Genomic DNA, 13,526 nt, shown 5'->3' on the forward strand with positions numbered 1-13,526 from the left:
GAGGGCCGTAAACGCCCAGACCTCGATTCCCACAGTCCAACCGTATGCGCGACGATCCGCCTCTCAGCGAACTGACACTCCGTGTCGGCTGCGAACTACCTGGGATTATCGGCGGAATCACGCCATTTTCAGCCACACTGGCCACGCCATCCCCTCAGGCCTCTCACGTCACATCCGTTTCAGCGCTGCTGGCGGATGAGCTCCTGCACGAAGGCACCGCCGCCCGACCGCTCCCCCGACCGCTCCTCAGCCACCACCGCGAAGGACACATGATCAGCCCAGGCCCCGTTGATATGCATGTAGTGGTGGCGCTCCCCCTCCTGGCGCAGTCCCAGGCTGCGGCACAGCCTCAGGCTGCGCTCATTCTCCGGGCGCACATTGATCTCCACGCGGTGCAGCCCCACGCCCGGGCCCAGGAGATGGTCGAGGATCATGGCCACGGCCAGGCGCATGACCCCCCGGCCCTCGTGATCGGCCCCCACCCAGTAGCCCACCTGGGCGCTGCGCAGCGAGCCCCACTGGATGGGGTCGACGCACAGCTGCCCGGCCAGCACGCCGTCGACCTCCACGGCGAGGATCATGGCCTCGCCTCGGCGCGCCCGGCGGTCCTGGGTGCGCACATAGCGGCGGAAGCCGGCGAGCTCCTCACCCCCTCCGGGCGGGACGGTCGCCTCCCAGGGCCGCAGGCGGGCGTCGTCGGCCAGCCGCAGCGCGCTCCAGCGGGGCTCATCCTCCACTCGCAGCGGGCGCAGGACCACCATGGCGGCCCCGCGCACCAGCCCCCATCGGCCCGCCTCCAGGCTCAGGTGCACGGGCCAGGCGAAGCGCGAGGGCGCCCGAGCCCCCAGGAGGCGGCCGAGCACCCCACCGCCCCGACCCTGCACTGTCTCGGGCACAGCCGGGCCTCAGGCGTCCAGGACGAGGCAGTGCAGGGTATCGCCCGCGACCACCGTATGGGTCTCCTCCGGCACGACGGCGATGCCGTTGGCCTGGGCCAGGCCGTGCAGGCTGCGTCGACCGGGCTGGGCGGTCGGCTCGGCCGTGTACCCCCGCGCGGGGGAGCCGCTGAGCCTCACCGGCACGAACTCGCGCCTGCCCGCCGGGGAGTGCCATCCGGTGGCGACCCGCGCGGGCAGCGAGGAGCGGTGGAGGCTGTGGCGGCCGGCGATCTGGCGCAGGACGGGGCGCACGAAGGTCTCGAAGGCGATCTGGGCGCTGACCGGGTCACCGGGCAGGCAGAAGATCGGGGTGCCCTCGATGAGGCCCAGGCCCAACTGGCGCCCCGGGCTCATGGCCACGGTGTCGAAGCGCACGCCGCCCAGGGGCGCGAGCACCTCCTTGACGGTGTCGCCCTGCCCCGCCGACAGGCCGCCGGTGGTCAGGAGCATGTCGGCGCGCACCAGCTGGTCCTCGATGGTCTCGGCCAGGGCCCGCAGCTCATCGGGCACCGCGGACACCCGGAAGGCCTGGCCGCCCGCGTCGGTGACCGCCGAGGCCAGGGCGTGACCGTTGGCGTCGAAGACGTCGCCGGCCTCACGGGCCTGGCCGGGCTCGATGAGCTCATCCCCGATCGAGATGACCACGACCCTCGGCGCCGGGTGGACCCGCACGCGGTGCAGCCCCAGGCCCGCCAGCAGGGCGATCTGGCGGGCGGAGATGCGCGAGCCCCGGGTCAGGACAGTGGCCCCCGCCCGCACGTCCTGCCCGCGGCGGCGCACATGGTCGCCCGGGCCGACGGCGCGGCTGAGCGCCACCCGGGACTCGCCCCGGTCGGAGTCCTGCCAGGGCACGACGGCGTCGGCCCCCAGGGGCAGGGGGGCGCCGGAGTCGATGAGGATGGCCGCGCCGGGGACCAGCCGCATGGGGCGCATATCGCCGGCGCGGACCGTATCGATGACCTCCAGGGCGACTGGGGCGCCCGGCGAGGCGCCCGCGAGCTGGGCCGAGCCGACCGCGTAGCCGTCCAGGCCGGCCAGGTCCACAGCGGGCAGGTCGATGGGGGCCACCACATCCTGGGCCAGCACGCAGCCCACGGCGTCGGACAGGACCACATCCAGTGGGGGCGCCGCCTGGGCGATCTCAAGGCATGCGGCCAGGTGCTCGGCGACGGTTCTCATAGGGGCCAGGCTACCGGGACGCCAGCGCGACCAGGCGAGCCCCGCCGGCGCGAGGGCGCCACTCAGGCCCCCGGGCCCACGGCCCGCCGCGCCTGGCGAGCACGCCGCTGCCGGCGCCACTGGGGGTGGAGCGCTCACGCGGGCAGCATCCGCCGGTGCTCGCGTTCCCACACGCGCGACGAACCTGGGAGACTAGGACCATGAGCGACGGCGCCCGCATCCTTCCCGACACCAGCCGGCTGTCCGCCGATGATGCCAAGGAGACGCTGCGCCCCCTCCTGCGCGCCCATCGCCGGTCCCACCACCCCCATCCCGAGCAGGGCCACACCCGCATCTGCCAGGAGCTGACCGAGCACGCCCTCCAGGCGGTGGAGGGCTCGCGGTCGGTGGCGGCCTTCGTGTCCACCGGCACCGAGCCCTGCACCCGCCTGCTGCTCGAGCGCCTCCATGAGCGGGAGGTGGAGGTGCTGCTGCCCGCCCTGGGCCCCCAGTTGGCCCGCTGCTGGGCGGTGTTCCACGGGGGAGAGGATCTGTGCACGCGCGCCCCGGGGCGGCCCCCCGAGCCCAGCGGCTCCCCCCTGCCCGCCCAGGCGGTCGCCGAGGTCGACGCCCTCATCGTCCCCGCCCTGGCGGTGGACCGGGGCGGTCGGCGCCTGGGGCAGGGCGGCGGCTGGTACGACCGCATGCTGCCCCTGCGCCGCGACGGCGTGCTGGCCTTCGCCCTGCTCCACCCCGATGAACTGGTCGAGGGCCCCCTGCCCACCGAGGAGCACGACGAGCGGGTCGATGCCGTCATCACCGCCCAGGAGTGGTTCCTCCTGGAGGGCTCCCGCTTCGCCGCCGGTGCCTGAGGCCCCCTGAGCGGCGGCGCCGGCCGGGGTAGGGCGCAAAAGGCACGGGGCCGGGATCGCGGGAGGCCCCGGCCCGCCTCGCTCGTTCGACGCTGTTCAGCGCCATTGCGCGCCGGGCCGTGCTCCACAGGGCCCGCGGATGCAGCCGTCCTCCACAGGGCCGGCACTCACCGGTGCAGCCCGGGCCGGGACGGCGCAGCCTGGAGGCATGACGCTTCTTCACCGCCTGGCCCGCGCCGGCTCCTGGGACCGCTCCCCCGCCCCAGCCGACTCCGCCCACCCGACCGGTGGCCCTGACCGGCGGCGTGCCTCCCGGCGGCTCCGGCCCTCTCTCCTGCTGTGGCGCTACCGCCACGTCGTGGTGGCCCTGTGCCTGGGCGGGGCCGTGCTCATGGTCCTCAGCGTGCTGCACCCGGCGGCGCCGCCGGGTCAGGAGGCTCTGGTGGTCACCCGCACCCTGGAGGCCGGCCATGTCCTGGGCCACGAGGATGTGGAGCGGCGCGGCCTGCCCGGCGAGGCGCTGCCCGCCTCGGGACTGGCCGGGCAGGAGGTCATCGGCCGGCGCACGGCTATCGCCCTGGAGCCGGGCACGGTGCTGACCACCTCCATGACCAGTGCCGCCCTCACCCGGGGGCTGAGCGACCAGGAGCGGGTGGTGCAGGTACCGGTCGAGGTGGGCGCCGAGCTCGCCGAGCCCGGCGCCCGTGTGGATCTGGTCGGCCAGGCCCCGGCGGCCTCAGAGACAGGGACCGGCGTCCCGGCGCAGGCGGCGGCCGGGCAGACCGGGGCGGAGGGGGATTGGCCGGATCCGGGCGGAGTCAGCGGCGGCAGTGGAGGCGGTCAGGGCACAGGCACCACGGACGACAGTAAAGCCGAGGCGGAGGAGAAGCGCGAGATTCCGCCCCCGGCCGGGGCTCCAGGAGTATTCGCCCCACCCTCTCATCGCGTCCTCAGCAGCGGTGCCCGAGTCATTTCCGTGCAGTCCGTGGGGCAGGCCGATCAATGGACCTCAGGGAGAAAGGTCACACTTGTGACTCTTGCCGTCCCGGTGAGTGACGCTACTCTGGTAGTTGGTGCGGCCACGAATGGTGAGCTCGGTATCGTACTGAGCCCGTGACGCCGCCGCGGCCGCGCAGTCCGAGCGCGTCTGTTCCGTTCCCCCGATGGCGCATGAGACGCGAGATTCGTGTCTGCGCCGCTACGAAAGGATCGCCATGATCAAGGGCTTCAAGGAGTTCATCTCACAGGGCAACGCTCTCGAGTTGGCCGTTGCGGTCATCATCGGTGCCGCCTTCAAGCCGATCGTCGACAACATCACCAAGGTCATCCTGGATATCCTGGGCCAGATCATCGGCTCGCCGAACTTCGACTCTCTCGGCCAGTTCAAGATCGACTCCGCCGGCGACTACATCCAGCCCGGCACGATCCTCACCGCCGCCATCAACTTCTTCCTCGTCGCCCTGGCCGTCTACTTCTGCATCGTCATGCCGATGAACAAGCTCAAGGAGCGTACCAAGAAGGCCGAGGCCGAGGCTCCCGCCGAGCCCACCGACGTCGAGCTGCTCTCCGAGATCCGCGACCTGCTCGCCGCCAAGAACTGATAGCGCGCCGGCCCTCCGGCCGCCCGCTGACCACCAGGGCCCCGGCAGCACCCCACGGTGCTGCCGGGGCCCTGCCCATCCCCGCTGCTCCTCGGGCAGTGCCTCCCTACTGCCAGTGGGGAGGGACATCAGCCAGGAGCCGCGCATCATTGGCCGCCCCTCCCCCGCGCTCCGATCCGCGCGCCGTGGTCAGGGCATCGCTGTCGTAGTCCGCCCGGGCCAGATCCTCGGGCTCCAGGCCCTGCGCCACCCGCCGCCGGTCGCGCTGTGAGAGGGCCACCACACGCCGACGACGGCGCCGGCCACTCGTGGGCCTCGAATCCTCACCGATGCCGGCCCCAGTGCCATCGCCGGCCGGGGCCTGGGAGCCCCCGCCCCGGCCGCGCCCGGCCCCGGGGCCCGTCTCGCCTGTGGACGGACCGCTCACCGGGCCCGCCGCACGGCGTTGGCCAGGACGGCGTCGATACCGGCACCGCGGCGACGCAGCGCCAGCGTGGCGCGCAGCTCCTCGACCTCCTGGGCCTCCTCGCGCACCAGCCCGTCGGAGCGGATCCAGGCGACGAGCTCGTCGAGCTGGTCATCGGAGTAGGCCTGCAGGGGCAGGCCCTGAGCGATCGGGGGGCGCTGCGTGCGCGGGACGGCCTCGACGACGACCGCCTCGGGGGCAGGCGCCTGACCGGCGCCCCTGCCAGGGTCAGCAGCGGCACTGCCGTCCATCGAGGCCCCCTCCGCGGGCGGCGGGGGCACGCTCGGCAGGCGGTCGGCGTCCTCCAGGCGCTCGGGCAGCGCCTCGACTCCCTGGTCGCCCACCCCCTCCTGGCGCGCGATGAGCTCCTCGATGACGAGCTCCTCCACCGCGGCCGCCTCGGCCTCGGGGTCCACGAAGACCCCCACGGAGAAGGCCATGTGGACGCGCCAGCCGCGCCGCTCCAGGCGCTCCACGCGGTGGCGGTCGCGCCGACGCAGGCTCGGCTCGGCCACATAGTCGGCGTCGTCGGTCAGCACGGCCACCAGCAGCTCATCGGGGAAGTCGGGATGGCCGATGGCCAGGGGGATGCGCTCCCCGCCCTCGACGCCGTAGCGGGGCACCACCGACAGGCCCTTGCGCCACAGCCGCTCGGCCAGGTCCACCAGGAGGCGGTCGGGCATCCTGCCGGCCGAGGTGGCCGCCTCCGAGGAGTGCTCGGCGCGGGCCAGGACCTCGCGCAGCAGGCGGGCCCCGGGGGCATGGAGCCGCTCGGGATCGATATCCCCCGCCGCCAGGCAGGAGATCACCTCGGTGCGCCCCCGCGAGGCGCACATGGCCTCCACCAGCCCCACCATGCCGGCATGATCCGCCACGGAGGCGAAGCTGTGGATGGTGCGGCCGTGGGGGGTCTTGGCGTAGCCGACGGTCAGGATGATGTGGTCGCGGTTGAGGGAGCGGGCCTGGGACAGGTCCACCACCATGAAGGGCTCGGGGGCGTTGGGGGAGAAGAACTCCTCCAGGGCGGCCGAGCCCTCGGCGGCATGCGTGATCGCCGAGCGCACGGCATCGGCGTGCCGGGCGTTGAGGGCGATGACCCCCAGGGACTCCTCGGGGTGGGTCAGGGCCCGGTCGATGACCAGGTCCACCACCCGCTCGACCTCCTCCGAGACCGTCTCGACGGCGGTCTGCCCCGGGGCGGGCATGCCCCGCCCGTCGACGACCTCCAGGCTGAGCCGGCCCACCCCCGGCGGGGCCGGGACCGCCTCGACCACGCCCTCATAGCCGTGCTGGGCCAGGAAGGCGGCAATGCCGGCGTCCAGGGCGTTGCGGGAGGTCGGCAGGGTCACGGTGGGCAGCAGCGGCCCGAGCTCGGCCGCCAGGCCGCTCTGGCCGCGGCGCGGGTCGCCCACCACCAGGACCTGCTCGGCGCGCACCAGGGCGGGCAGCACCTGGGCCACGGGCATGTGCGCACTGGCATCCAGCACCGCCAGGTCCACCAGCGCCAGGGGGTCGAAGACCTGGGGCACCAGGGTGGGCGGGACGATCCACACCGGCTTGGCCACCAGGGCCATGGGGTGGGCGGCGATGATGTCCCGCAGGGGCACCCCATCGCCCCGGGCCAGGGCGATGTACAGGGCGCGGGCGTCCTCCTTGTCCTGATCCACCGCCAGGCGCACGCGGCGTGCGTAGGCCTGCGCCACCGGCCCGGGCAGGGACTGGGACTGGGCGGCGTCCAGCTCGCGCAGGGCGGCGGCCAGGCGGGTCAGGGCGCGGGCGTCCAGGCCGCCCATGGCCGGGTCGTCGCGCATGGTCCGGGCCAGGACCGAGGACCACCAGCAGTAGGTGAGCTCGTCGTCGATCCGCTCCTCGGGCACGTCCCGGGCGGCGATATCGGCCACGAAGTCCCCCAGGCCCAGCTCCTCGAGCTCGGTGCGCAGGCGGTTGACCTCGGGCAGCTTCTGTGCGGTGAGGTCGTCACTGGCCAGGGCGCGCAGGCGCTGCCTCATCTCATCCATGGGCTGGTCGACCAGGGGCGCCTCCCGGCCGCTGCGGCTGAGGATCGGCTGGATGGCGTCGATGGCGCTGCGTGCCCGCGCGGCGGTGCGCGCCATCTCATCGAGCCCCTGGGGCAGGCGGGGCCAGCCCCCCTCGGGGTCGTGGCGGCGCCAGACCTCACGGCAGTGCTGGACCGCGACCAGCTCCTCGTGCAGGTCGTCGACCACCCGGCCCGGGCGCACCAGATCCTTGGCCTGGCGGGTGAAGCGGCGGCGGCTAGAGCCGTCCATGTACACCCCGTGGGCCTCGCGCCACCGCTTGGTGGCCGTGGCCACCACCATGTCGGCGGCCGAGCGCTCGAAGACCTCGGGCAGGAAGACGTCGAGCGACTCGCGCACGCCGTCGAGCATCTCCAGCTGCTCGAGCCACTGGGACACGGTGGCGGCCCGGGCCAGGCCGGTCGAGGCGTGGGTGGCCTCCACCTGCTCGATCATCGCCGGCAGCAGGTCATTGCCCAGGGCCCGCATATGCCCCAGGGCATCGGTGGCCTCATCCATGTCGGCCACCGCGATGCCGTTCCAGGCGCTGGAGGCCACCTCCGGGGTGAAGACGCCCAGGGCGTGGCCGCGGTGGAGCAGCGCCTTGGCCCGGTCCAGTCCCGCCTCATCCAGCTTCTCCAGCCTGCCCGGGGCCACCCGGGCCTTGGTGGTGGCATGCGAGCGGCGGCTGGTGAGGTCGGCCAGGGTCTGGAGTGCCTCGTAGGCCGACACGCCCCACGGCTCGCGCCTCTCATGCAGGGCGGCGACGTACCGGCCCAGCCGGGAGCGCACCTGCTCCAGGCGCTCGCGCATCTCCACGATGCCCACGACGTCGAGCTCGGGCGGCTGGGCGCCCAGGGCCTCGCGGATGCCCTCCGAGGCGTGCTGGCGCCAGGCCACGTCCTCCGTGAGGTCCAGGACCAGGGAGCCCAGGCCCGCCTCGCGCAGGGCCGCGGCCACGGCGTGCCCATCGGCGCTCGTAGCCGGCACGTGCAGCACCGTGCGGCCCGAGGCTGCGGCGTCGGCGAAGACGGCGGCCAGGGTGGCGGCGACATCGGAGCCGGGGGGTGCGTCGATGAGCAGGCTCGCCCCCGTGCCCACGGCCTCGATGACCGCCAGCTGGGCGGGGTCCAGGTCCCCGATGCCCCGCTCGGCCTCGGTGGGCCGATCGAATGGGTCGGCGGCGGGCAGGGCGACGTCCAAGGCGGTGCGGGCGCCCTCGTCACCGGCCAGGGCCGCCACCAGGGCGGAGGTGCGGCAGCGCTCGATGACGGCGTCGAAGTCCTCCACGAGGGCCTGGCCGGGGTGGACGAAGGCGCCGACGACGAGCCGCTCGTGGATCTCGAATCCGGGCAGGTACTGGCGGCCCAGCGCCCCGATGCGGGCCAGGGCGGCGCGGGGGGTGAAGCCCTCGGCGGACAGCGAGGCCCGGGCGATGCCCTCGACGTCGCTGCGGCACTGGTACTGGCGCAGGGCGCGGGTCAGGACGGGGTTGACCTCGATGGTGGGGTCCAGGGTGAGGGTGGCGTCGGCGGTGGCACTGGTCAGCCGCACGGGCCGCAGCAGCACCGGGGCGTTGACGGTGCGCACCCGCGGGCCGGTGTCCTCAGGCGCATGGAAGCCGGCGGCGGCCATCGCGGCCTGTGCGGCATGCTCGGCGGCGATGCGCTCGACATCGGGGATCTGGGCGGTGGGCGCGGTGTCCGGGCTGGAGTCGGATTCCAGGGCCTCGAAGGAGGCGCCCTCGTGCTCCTCATCCCTGACCGTCTCGTTCCAGCTGGCCACCCCGATGGCCAGGTAGACGGGGGCCACTCCGAAGCGCCGGGCGAGCATCTCGGTGCGGGCGGCCACCTCCCGCAGGGACTGGCGGGCCACCCCCAGGGCGCCGCGCTCGCGCACCAGGCTGGACAGGTGGGTGGAGCGGCCGGCGTAGAGCTGGGCCAGGCCCGAGGGGTGGGCGGCGGTCAGGTCGACGACGCCTTCGAGGATGGTGATGTCGTCCAGGCTGGCCACACCACCGAGATCCACCAGCTCACCGCGCCACACCTCCAGGGCGGCGTCGATGCGCTCGCGGCGGGCCTCATCCCGCTCGGTGATGGGGGGCTCGGGGGCGGGCCTGGGCGGCTCGGGCGGTGGCGCCGGCCGGGACTCAGGCATGAGGGGCTCCCTGAGCGGCTCGACCGAGGGGGCCTGTGGGCGCCTGACCCGCGCTGCGTCTCCACGTTCATTCGTCGCGGTGGCGGCGCGGCGCCGCTTGCGGCCGAAGGAGAACAGTGAAGGCGTCATAGCGCACAAGATAACGGGCGTGGCGCTCCATGCCGGTAGGACGCGGCGGAGCGGAGCCACTTCTCCCGCGTCTCACAGCCGGGGAGCAGGAGAATCCGGGGCGGCCCAACGGTGCTCTGCCCGCACGGGCCGCCCCAGTCGTGGGGCCGGCCGCCCCCGGTTCGGCGCCCTCGATTGGATTCGAACCAACGACACCCGCTTTAGGAGAGCGGTGCTCTATCCCCTGAGCTACGAGGGCCTGCGGACAAGCCTACCAGTGCTCGGGGGCGGTACCGGACACCGGGTCCGGTAGCGGGCCGATACCCTGCCGACGCCGTGCCGGGACCGCGCCGGCCCTGTGCGGGCTATGCCCGGCCCCAGGGCGTGGAGGTCCGCGAGACGGCCTCCTTCTTGGAGCGCGAGGGCACCACCATGACCGGGCAGGAGGCGTGGGAGAGCACGGCCTGGCTCGTGGAGCCCAGGAGCAGGCCGGAGAAGCCTCCTCGACCGCGGGAGCCCACCACGATGAGGTCCACGGCGGTGGAGAACTCGGCCATGAGCTCGGCGGGGTTGCCGTCCAGGGCGTGGCGACGCACCTCGATGCCTGCGCGTCCCTCCAGGGCCTCGGCCACGGCGTGGTCCAGGCCGGAGCGCACGTCGGCCAGCACCTGGTCGCGGTCGACGGCGGCGGGCAGCCAGGCCAGGGCACCGGCGCCCGAGGCCATGGGGACGGCGGCCACGGCGGTCAGCTCCGCATCCCAGGCCTCGGCCTCCTGCACGGCCCACTGCAGGGCCCTGCGCGCCGAGGAGGAGCCGTCCACACCCACGACGATCCGGCGCACCGGGGTGTACTCGGCCCCCTGGGTGCGGTCGGGCACCACCACGGTGGGGCAGTGGCTGTGGGCGGGCAGGGCCGAGGAGACGGTTCCCAGCAGGCGGTCGGTGAATCCGCCCCCGCCCCGAGTGCCCACCACGGAGATGGTGGCCTCATCGGAGAGGTCCACGAGCACTCCTGCGGGGTCCCCGGTCTCCAGGGAGCTGGTGACCGTGACCCCGGAGCCCTCCGCCCGGGCCACGGCCTCATCGACCACCGCCTGGGCCCCGGCCCGGATGGCGAAGTCGTCCAGGGCCGCATATCCGCCGTCGAGGGAGGCGGCGGTGAAGGAGGGCAGGGAGTAGGCGCACAGCACGTGGACGCGCCAGCCCTGGCGGGCAGCCCGGGCCACGGCCCAGTCCATGGCGGCCAGGGACTCGGGTGAGCCATCCACGCCAACGAGGACGACCTTGTCTTCAGTCATGGGATCTGCACCTTTCCTAGGAGCTCGGGCTGTCACCTGGGACTATTCTGCCCCCCACACCCCTGTGGTGACCACCACAGAAGCGGGCGTCGCCTTCCCCCTCAGTGAAACTCCTCACGTCCACCGCTCCGGCGTTCGCGCAGGCCCCGCCGACCATCCACGCAGGTCAGCGCCGGCACGCAAGAAGGGGTGGGCACATGCGTGCCCACCCCTTCTCAGCGAGTGCTGTATGAACCTCAGCCCACGCGGACGTAGCTGGGGGAGCCCCAGATCTCGCGGTAGACGACACCGGTGGACTCGTTGCCGGCCTCAACCAGCATGCCGTCACCGGCGTAGATGGCAACGTGGCCGGGCCACACGAGCAGATCACCGGGCTGGGCCTCCGCAGCGGAGACCTGGTAGCCGGCAGCGGCCTGGGCACCGGAGGTGCGGGGCAGGTTGATGCCGACCTGGGCGTACACGTAGGAGGTGAAGCCGGAGCAGTCGAAGCCGGAGGGGCTGGAGCCGCCCCAGACGTAGGGGGTGCCCACGTACTGCATGGCGATGGCCACCACCGAGGAGTTGGCGGCGGAGGAGGGCGCGGCCGGAGCCGGGGCGGCCTCCTGAACCGGGGCGGCCGGGGCCTGGGCGGGGGTCGCCTGGGTCTCGGTCTCGGCCTGGACGTCGGCGGTAGCGTCCTGAGCGGGGGCGGCCTCCTGGACCGGGGCGGCCTCCTCGACCACCGGAGCGGCCTCGACGACGGGGGCAACAGCCTGAACCTCGGGGGCCGCCTCAACAGTCCACTGGGCGTCCTGGTCCACGGCAACCGCGGCGTTGGTGGTGACGGCAGCGCGGGCGTCGGCGGCAAGCGCGCCCACACCCGAGGCCTCGAGGGAGCCGGCGGAGGCGCCGACCTCAGTGGCGGCCCCGGCAGCAGCAGCGCTGGCGCCGGAGGCGATCATGGTCAGTGCGAGACCGGAGGACGCAGCGACGGCGAAACCGCGGCGTGCGGTGGGAGCCAGGTCGTCCAGCGGTGTGAGGGCGCGGGTTGCCTTGCGGTGACGTGCGGTGGTTCGTGTGGACATGAATGCTTTCTCCTGGATGAGCCGACGAGGTGAGCTGTCGGGTTCGGACTGGAGACGCCCGGCCCGCGGATGCGGGCTTCACCCCAAGGCCACTCGAGCGGATGCCCGGGCGACCGAGATTGGTTCCCCCGTTCCTGCCACTTGTTGGTTTCACTGGCCCCGGATCGAGCGGCAGGACTAAGCCCCGGTCCGGAACGCTGCCAGAGAGGTTGTCCCCGGCAACGCCGAGAACGCTACATGACGTTCGCCCCGGCGTCACGATCGGGTGACACACACCGTTGTGAGGAGTGCCACCCTCCTGGAGGAGGAGATCTTGTCCTGGTTTGTCCAGGGGACTTTCGTTCGCTCTGACCTTGACACAAGGGCCGATGACGCCCTAAAGGGCCTACCCGTCTGGGGCCGTGTGACATCACCCGCACGGCCTTGGCCCGGCTCGGCCCACCCGGCAGGCCCGGCCATCAGATCACTGACCCGGATCGCTGGGCCGGATCGTCGAGCGGTGGACCCGGGGCGCACCATCGCCCCTCGTGCCCTACGGACCGGCCATCCGCTGGGCCCGGGAGGGCCGGGGCTCTGGGAGAGTCTGGCCGGGAGGGCAGCTGAGGGTCACGCCCGGCGTCGTTTCGCGGAAGAATCGTCACTTGGCGGAATGGACGTACCTTGTAGGTGTCGTCCATTCCGCGAAGTGACGCCTCTGCCGCCAAGTGACGTCCAATCGCCTCCTTCACCGCCGGCCCCGTCCCGCCACCGGCCCGGGCTATAGCCCCCCACCATCGAGCCGCACCAGCCCGCGGCCCCCATCCCTGTGCGAGCCTCCGGCCAGGCCTGCCACCAGCAAGACCCGGCACGAGGCTGCCCACCACGACCGGAACCACCACAGCACTCGACTCACCACGGACGCCGCACCGGCGTCGAAGGCTCCGCACCGGCGACCGCATCCGCACCTCCACGGGGCGGGACGGCCGGCCGCCCCTGCCTGGGAGCTCAAGGGCCGGAGCTCAAGGGCCGGAGCTCAGGGGCCGGGGGCTCCGGAGGCTGGCGGCAAGCGGCAAGCGGGGGCGTCAGCGGTTGAGGAACAGGTGCTTGGCCACGGCCTCGCCCAGGACCACCGGTTCACCGGAGTCGGCGACCACCCGGATACCGCCGGAGCAGGTGCGCAGCTCGACCTCGGCCCCGGCACGGATCCCCGCCTCCTCGACGGCGGCGATGAGCTCGACGTCGGCCTGGATGGGCTCGCCCACCCGGCGGACCACCGCGCGCACCGCCTCCCCACCCGCCAGGCGCTCCGCACTGACCTCATCCCCGGCAGGGGCGGGGTGCTCGGCCCCCGCCCCGGGAATGCGGTTGCCGAAGGGGTCGGTGGCGACGTCGTCGAGGATCGCCGCCAGGCGCGCCTCGACCTGCTCGCTCATCACGTGCTCCCAGCGGCAGGCCTCCTCGTGGACCAGGCTGCGGTCCATCCCGATGACGTCGAGCAGCAGCCTTTCAGCAAGACGGTGCTTGCGGATCACCTCGGTGGCCCGCTGACGGCCGGCCTCGGTCAGCTCCAGGGAACGGTCCTCGGCGACCCTGATGAGGCCGTCGCGCTCCATGCGGGCCACCGTCTGGGAGACCGTGGGGCCCGAGTGGTCGAGGCGCTCGACGATGCGGGCGCGCAGTGGGGGAACGCCGTCCTCCTCAAGCTCGTAGACGGTCTTGAGGTACATCTCGGTGGTGTCGATGAGCTCGCTCATGGGGTGGGTCTCCTGCCTGGCCAACGTCGGGTCCCGCACGGCGCGCCAGGCGGGGCTCCGGGGCGCCTCGCGACCGGCCGTGCGACTGCTCACAG

General features: G+C 73.5%; 10 protein-coding genes, 1 tRNA gene and 1 riboswitch. Of the genes, 3 read left to right on the forward strand and 8 right to left on the reverse strand.

Annotation, left to right across the window (positions count from 1 at the left end; genetic code table 11):
- Nucleotides 1-179: 179 nt before the first annotated feature.
- The gene (locus tag MANAM107_RS04070) at nt 180-896 is read right to left on the reverse strand and encodes a GNAT family N-acetyltransferase (RefSeq protein ID WP_223911450.1); all 717 of its coding nucleotides are present in this window, start codon (nt 894-896) and stop codon (nt 180-182) included.
- 9 nt (nt 897-905) lie between these two features.
- The gene (locus tag MANAM107_RS04075) at nt 906-2,117 is read right to left on the reverse strand and encodes a molybdopterin molybdotransferase MoeA (RefSeq protein ID WP_223911453.1); all 1,212 of its coding nucleotides are present in this window, start codon (nt 2,115-2,117) and stop codon (nt 906-908) included.
- A 200-nt stretch (nt 2,118-2,317) separates the two neighbouring features.
- Between MANAM107_RS04075 and MANAM107_RS04080 the strand changes: the two genes are divergently transcribed.
- The 3 genes from MANAM107_RS04080 (at nt 2,318) to mscL (ending at nt 4,569) form a co-directional block, all read left to right on the forward strand.
- Nucleotides 2,318-2,968: a 5-formyltetrahydrofolate cyclo-ligase gene (locus MANAM107_RS04080; RefSeq protein ID WP_223911456.1), complete on the forward strand. Its 651-nt coding sequence runs from the start codon at nt 2,318-2,320 to the stop codon at nt 2,966-2,968.
- Between the two features lie 208 nt (nt 2,969-3,176).
- Nucleotides 3,177-4,085: an SAF domain-containing protein gene (locus MANAM107_RS04085; RefSeq protein WP_223911459.1), complete on the forward strand. Its 909-nt coding sequence runs from the start codon at nt 3,177-3,179 to the stop codon at nt 4,083-4,085.
- A 97-nt stretch (nt 4,086-4,182) separates the two neighbouring features.
- Complete coding sequence (mscL, locus tag MANAM107_RS04090) at nt 4,183-4,569, forward strand: large conductance mechanosensitive channel protein MscL (RefSeq protein ID WP_223911462.1); 387 nt, start codon at nt 4,183-4,185, stop codon at nt 4,567-4,569.
- Between the two features lie 106 nt (nt 4,570-4,675).
- Here mscL and MANAM107_RS04095 read toward each other — a convergent pair whose 3' ends face one another.
- The 6 genes from MANAM107_RS04095 to MANAM107_RS04120 all read right to left on the reverse strand — a co-directional run bounded on the left by MANAM107_RS04095 (nt 4,676) and on the right by MANAM107_RS04120 (nt 13,431).
- Nucleotides 4,676-4,996 carry a hypothetical protein gene (locus MANAM107_RS04095; RefSeq protein ID WP_223911466.1) on the reverse strand — a complete coding sequence of 107 codons (321 nt, stop codon included), beginning with the start codon at nt 4,994-4,996 and terminating at the stop codon, nt 4,676-4,678.
- A complete protein-coding gene (locus MANAM107_RS04100; RefSeq protein WP_223911469.1) occupies nt 4,993-9,357 on the reverse strand; it encodes a PDDEXK-like endonuclease domain-containing protein in 4,365 nt (1,454 codons plus the stop codon). Before MANAM107_RS04100 ends, MANAM107_RS04095 begins: the two co-directional genes overlap by 4 nt.
- 165 nt (nt 9,358-9,522) lie before the next feature.
- Nucleotides 9,523-9,595 (reverse strand) — tRNA-Arg (locus tag MANAM107_RS04105).
- 106 nt (nt 9,596-9,701) lie between these two features.
- Entirely contained in the window at nt 9,702-10,634 is a 933-nt protein-coding gene (locus tag MANAM107_RS04110; RefSeq protein WP_223911472.1) for a universal stress protein, read from the reverse strand.
- A 236-nt stretch (nt 10,635-10,870) separates the two neighbouring features.
- On the reverse strand, nt 10,871-11,698 hold the full coding sequence (locus MANAM107_RS04115) for a C40 family peptidase (RefSeq protein WP_179901573.1): 828 nt from the start codon (nt 11,696-11,698) through the stop codon (nt 10,871-10,873).
- A gap of 4 nt (nt 11,699-11,702) precedes the next feature.
- Nucleotides 11,703-11,867, reverse strand: a riboswitch (cyclic di-AMP (ydaO/yuaA leader).
- A gap of 892 nt (nt 11,868-12,759) precedes the next feature.
- Nucleotides 12,760-13,431: a metal-dependent transcriptional regulator gene (locus tag MANAM107_RS04120; protein ID WP_223911476.1), complete on the reverse strand. Its 672-nt coding sequence runs from the start codon at nt 13,429-13,431 to the stop codon at nt 12,760-12,762.
- Nucleotides 13,432-13,526: the final 95 nt, after the last annotated feature.

Origin of the sequence: Actinomyces capricornis (assembly GCF_019974135.1) — a bacterium.
Lineage (GTDB): Bacteria > Actinomycetota > Actinomycetes > Actinomycetales > Actinomycetaceae > Actinomyces > Actinomyces capricornis.